Source organism: Patiriisocius marinistellae, assembly GCF_009014635.1.
GTDB lineage: Bacteria > Bacteroidota > Bacteroidia > Flavobacteriales > Flavobacteriaceae > Patiriisocius > Patiriisocius marinistellae.
Genome location: NZ_BKCF01000017.1, coordinates 1 through 3,557, shown reverse-complemented (window position 1 = coordinate 3,557; position 3,557 = coordinate 1). Strand labels below are relative to the sequence as shown.

At 32.0% G+C, this 3,557-nt stretch carries 4 protein-coding genes; all 4 read left to right on the top strand.

Annotated features, from left to right (window positions below):
* Positions 1 to 139 precede the first annotated feature (139 nt).
* A complete protein-coding gene (locus GB234_RS14870) occupies positions 140 to 796 on the top strand; it encodes a hypothetical protein (RefSeq protein ID WP_151895366.1) in 657 nt (218 codons plus the stop codon).
* Positions 797 to 800: 4 nt separating this feature from the next.
* Positions 801 to 977: a hypothetical protein gene (locus GB234_RS15105; protein WP_172966907.1), complete on the top strand. Its 177-nt coding sequence runs from the start codon at positions 801 to 803 to the stop codon at positions 975 to 977.
* A 154-nt stretch (positions 978 to 1,131) separates the two neighbouring features.
* Complete coding sequence (locus GB234_RS14865; RefSeq protein WP_151895364.1) at positions 1,132 to 2,100, top strand: hypothetical protein; 969 nt, start codon at positions 1,132 to 1,134, stop codon at positions 2,098 to 2,100.
* 144 nt (positions 2,101 to 2,244) lie between these two features.
* The gene (locus GB234_RS14860; protein ID WP_151895363.1) at positions 2,245 to 2,763 is read left to right on the top strand and encodes a hypothetical protein; all 519 of its coding nucleotides are present in this window, start codon (positions 2,245 to 2,247) and stop codon (positions 2,761 to 2,763) included.
* Positions 2,764 to 3,557: the final 794 nt, after the last annotated feature.

Here is a 3,557-nt window from a genome sequence, read left to right as displayed (position 1 = left end):
AATATCAAATATAAATCCTATCGAAAAAATAATGTAAATTTAGCTGAACTTAAGATTTAAAAATAGAAATTGATTAATCAAAAAAAACAACCGAAAAAAGGTCAACCTATTTCAGTATAATACAAAACAGAGATAATAGATGAATAAAGAACTTTTTAAAAAACAGTTAGAGGACATTATTGAAAAGTTTGAAGAGATGGGACGTAAATCTCAACACAACGATTTAAGTGATTTACCAAAAGCTGACAGACAAAGTTTAGTTACAAGAGGAATTGCTTCGGTTCATCGAATTTCTGGAACTAATTCAACTTACAGTTTAGAAATTGAAAGAATAATTCAAAAGCAACCACATTTACATTTGCATACTTCATCAGTAATTGGTGTTGTGAAAGCCATAAAAGAAGATTTAGAATTAGGTTACCTTCAAAATTTAGCAGAAATTGTTCATTCCGAAGTTTTTTCTGATTTTTTAGAAATGGCAAAATATCTAAATGATAATGGATATAAAAATGCAGCAGCAGTAATTGCTGGCTCAACATTAGAAAGCCATTTAAGAAAAGTTGCTGATAAAGCTTCTGTTCCATTTGAGAATAACGGAAGACCAATAAAAGCGAATAAATTAAATGCTGATTTAACTAAAGCTGGAGCTTATGAGTTGCTTGACCAAAAAAATGTGACAGCTTGGTTAGATTTACGAAATAATGCTGCACACGGAAATTATGATGAATATGAATCCGAACAAGTAAAACTTCTGATTTCAGGAGTTCAGGATTTTATAACAAGAATTAGAGCATAAAATTATGATACAAAAAGGAAGTCGAGTAAGACACAAAGACTCGGATATTGATAGTAAAAAGGGAATAATGATGGTATTTGAAATTAAGAATGGATTTGCAGTTTGTGGCTACGGAGATTTTGACAGATTAGGACAAGCAATGGAAACATACAAAGTTTCTGATTTAAAACTTGAAAATTAAAAAAACTACTGGCAACACCGTGTATAATTAATGGCTAGTTCGAGCTTACTTACGAAAATCCTCGCGGATTTTCTATTCGGTTTGTATTTGCTAAATTAGGTGCTTAAACACGCCACTAATCATACACAAACACGTTGGGCGTAATTAACACAAAATGACAAAGGGAGTTTTAATAAATGATTTAGAATTAGGATACGCACCATTATCCGCCTATCATTTCGCCAGATTTACAACTGATAAGGAATTCCACAGCAACGTTTTTGATAGTCATGTTTATATTATAGCGCAACGTAAAGAAGTTACTTTTAGCAATTTTTTTTACTGGGAAAAAGAATTTGAATTGAGCTTTGATATTGAGCAAGAGGATAATGACAATGTGGTTAGATGTGTATTGCCATTCATTCAAGAAAACATAGCGTCTGACTTAACAAAATCGATAGAATTAAGGCTTCATAATAGGAAAAGTACACCTGAAAAAAAAGTGGGGCCCCCTTTTAAAGGAACACAAGCATTTACTATTCAATCAACTGACCCATCAACAGGAAAGACAAAAATTTTAGCTCAATATACACCTGACAAATTATTCCAAAATTATTGGAAAGGGCATATTAACGTTAAGTTTAATGGAGATTATTCTGATATGTTAGAATATAATGTACATTATGTTGGAAAATCTACTGAACAAAATATATGTGAAAGATTGTCAAGTCATTCTACTTTTCAGGAAATTCTAACAAATCAAGATTCATTGTCTTTTAAAAATATTCCATCAAACGAAATAATGATTTTATTAATTCGCATAAAAGATAATAATACGATTGTGAAATGGGGAGATGACTCAACCTCTGAAGATATTACCAATTATTTGACTGATTATATTTTACCTTCTGATAAAACTATATCGCTTGACGCAGAAAAAGCATTAATAAAACATTTACAGCCAGAATACAATAGAATACTTTACAAGTCCTTTCCCAATGAAAAAGACTTAATTAATAAAGACTATCACAATTTAATTTTATATGGACTGACTGACCCAATAAAATTAATGTACAAAAATGGAGAATTGAAAGGTAATAGCGAATCGAGTAATAGAGATTATGTTTCAGTTAAAAAGAAATAAATAACTACGCCCAACACCGTGTATATTTAATTGCTAGGTTCTTGTCTATTCGGAAAATCTTTGCAGATTTTCTAGTCCGTTTTTGTTTACTAAATTAGTAACTTACACACGCAACTAAGCATACACAAACACGTTGCCAACAATTTGAGAAAAACGCTATACATATTAATACTGCTGACTTTTGGACTGAATTTATCAGCTCAAGAAGTAGTAATTAATTCGGAAATCAAAATCGATTCAACTGAATTGAAAATCACTCAATCGGATTTTGAATTTTACGCATATAGCACACTTGACAACAGAAAAACTGATTCATTAATTGTAACAATCGGAAATGTTGGAACAAGCGTTACTGCGATTAAGATTGACTTAACCGAAAACGAAAAACCAAAAGTTAAACTCACTCTTTGGTCTGATTATGGAGAATATGACGGAAAGAACACTTTGGATGTCGAACTGGAATTTTATGAATTGGAAATAAATGCGACTGAATTCAAAAAAGGCGACCGAATTATGGGACGAGTTAAAGGAAAATCAAAAATGATTCCTAATAATTCTGGTGGTTACCAAATCGAATTTGATGGAGAATTTAGTCATATAATTGGAAAATTAATGATTAAGAAAAAAGCGGAACAAAGCTTTAGAATAATAGATAATGAATAAAAACTGTTGGCAACACCGTGTATAATTAATGGCTGGTACTCGCCTACTTACGAAAATCCTCGCGGATTTTCTATTCGGTTTTTATTTGCTAAATTCCGTGCTTAAAACACGCCACTAACCATACACAAAACCGTTGCAAATAATTACTCGGAAAAATTACCGAACCGAATTCTGCCGTACTTTACGCTTAAAAATCACTCAAATTCTGAATTAAATTACGCGGATTTTTAACTCGAACGCTGACTTCCACTCTAACGGAATTTAGCAAGTTTATGTAAACTGAACTGCACGCTAAAAAACCTACTCGAAATCTGAATTATATTATGCGGACTTCTAACTCGACTGCTGATTTTTACTCAAACGGAATTTAGCTAGTTTATCAAAACTGAACTGCACGCTGATTTTAGCCTGTTTGCGGAATTATAACTCAAACCGAACAAAATAGACTGAGGACTAAAAAACAATAGCGGAATTTACCGTAATCTGACATATATTAAACGGAATTAGTAAAAACGGATAACTCAATTGTCTCACAACTATTTGCAACACCGTGTATAAATAATTGCTTACATTAGTGCTTAATTAAAAGTTGTTGCGTGTTTGGTGACTTCTGATTTTCCTTCGGAAAATCCTCGCTCGCAAACAACGCAACTATCCATACACAACAACGTTGTGCGTCATATAAAACGAACCGAAATCGACAATGATTAAACTAAAAGAAAATAATAATTTCTATGTCATAACAGGTGGTCCAGGAGTAGGGAAAACGACTTTATTGGAGGAACTGAAAAGGA

Excerpts from the sequence above, each read along its gene's own strand:
- GB234_RS14870 (WP_151895366.1), top strand. The coding sequence starts at position 140 with ATGAATAAAGAACTTTTTAAAAAACAGTTAGAGGACATTATTGAAAAG.
- GB234_RS15105 (WP_172966907.1), top strand. The coding sequence starts at position 801 with ATGATACAAAAAGGAAGTCGAGTAAGACACAAAGACTCGGATATTGAT.
- GB234_RS14865 (WP_151895364.1), top strand. The coding sequence starts at position 1,132 with ATGACAAAGGGAGTTTTAATAAATGATTTAGAATTAGGATACGCACCA.